1 rRNA gene is annotated in these 1,821 nt (G+C 45.4%); it reads right to left on the bottom strand.

Annotated features, from left to right (window positions below):
* Nucleotides 1-1,566 (bottom strand): 23S ribosomal RNA (locus tag Q0954_RS33820); the annotation flags it as partial.
* Nucleotides 1,567-1,821: the final 255 nt, after the last annotated feature.

The raw sequence follows: 1,821 nt of genomic DNA, 5'->3' as shown, positions 1-1,821 counted from the left end.
CCTACTATCTACGCACCCGAAGGCTTGTAGTACTATCAGGTTCAGCATTTCTAGCGGATTTGCCTACTAAAAATTTACCTACACCCTTCAACGACGTATTTCGTCACGTCGCGAGGCTTTCAATACTCCGTTACCCCATCACTGATATAACTAGTACAGGAATATTAACCTGTTGTGCATCAGCTGCGCCTTTCGGCTACGCCTTAGCGTCCGACTAACCCTGATCCGATTAACGTTGTTCAGGAAACCTTGGTCTTTCGGTGTGAACGTTTCTCACGTTCATTATCGTTACTTATGCCTACATTTGCTTTTCTAGAAACTCCAACAAGCCTTACAGCTCATCTTCGCCGTCGCTAGAATGCTCCCCTACCACTATTACTAATCCACCGCTTCGGTGAATGACTTAATGCCCGTTTATTATCGACGCTCTGTCGCTCGACCAGTGAGCTGTTACGCACTCTTTAAAGGAATAGCTGCTTCCAAGCTAACCTCCTGGCTGTCTCAGCAACAAAACCTCCTTTGTTCAACTTAGTCATTACTTGGAGACCTTAGCGGATGGTCTGGGTTCTTTCCCTCTCGGACATGGACCTTAGCACCCATGCCCTCACTCCCGAGTAAATCTAACGGCATTCGGAGTTCGTCAGAATTTGGTAGGCTGTGAGGCCCCCTAGTCCTATCGGTAGCTCTACCTCCGTTAGAATAATCCCGAGGCTGCTCCTAAAAGCATTTCGGGGAGTACGAGCTATTTCTTGGTTTGATTGGCCTTTCACCCCTACCCTCAACTCATCCAAAGACTTTTCAACGTCTCCTGGTTCGGTCCTCCATCCCATGTTACTGGGACTTCAACCTGGTCAAGGGTAGATCACCAAGTTTCGCGTCTACCTCCACTGACTATACGCCCTGTTAAGACTCGCTTTCGCTCCGGCTTCATTGCTTAACAACTTAACCTTGCCAATAAAGATAACTCGTAGGCTCATTATGCAAAAGGCACGCCGTCACCCCACAAAAGGGCTCCGACCGCTTGTAAGCGTATGGTTTCAGACACTTTTCACCCCCTTATTCAGGGTACTTTTCACCTTTCCCTCACGGTACTTGTTCACTATCGGTCTCTCAGGAGTATTTAGCCTTACCGGATGGTGCCGGCAGATTCAACGGGAGTTTCACCGGCTCCCGCCTACTCAGGATACTGATATTAATATTTAACTTACATTTAAGGGGCTATCACCCGCTATGGCTCCGATTCCCAACGGATTCAATTTCGCGCATATTAATTTAACAGTCCTACAACCCCGCTAACGCCGCAACGATAACGGTTTGGGCTTGTCCCTTTTCGCTCACCACTACTTAGGGAATCACTATTGTTTTCTTCTCCTATGGGTACTTAGATGTTTCAGTTCCCCACGTTTGCTCCTTTCGGTAATATCTCTTCAAGATACTGGGTTGCCCCATTCAGACATTTGCGGATCTATTCGTATTTGCCAATCCCCGCAACTTTTCGCAGCTTATCACGTCTTTCGTCGCCTCTGAGAGCCAAGGCATCCCCCATACGCCCTTATTTCACTTCCTTTTCACCAAAAAAAATTGACTACAAGGTGATGAGAATTTCTTAATTGCCTATTTAATTTTCCATTACGTCATAGAACTTTTTCCGCTAACTGAACCCTTTCTTGTAACTCAATCACATTTAAGATACATAAGTATGTCCATTTCGCAGAACTGACAAATACTCGTTTGTATTTGTAATTGCTTATATTATATCTAAATCTCGTTTCCTGAACTTTTCCTCTGCTTTATTATCAATCTACTCAATAATTGTGGAGA

It is taken from the genome of uncultured Microscilla sp., from assembly GCF_947493425.1.
Taxonomy (GTDB): Bacteria; Bacteroidota; Bacteroidia; order Cytophagales; family Microscillaceae; genus Microscilla.
This window is presented reverse-complemented; position numbering and strand designations above follow the sequence as displayed.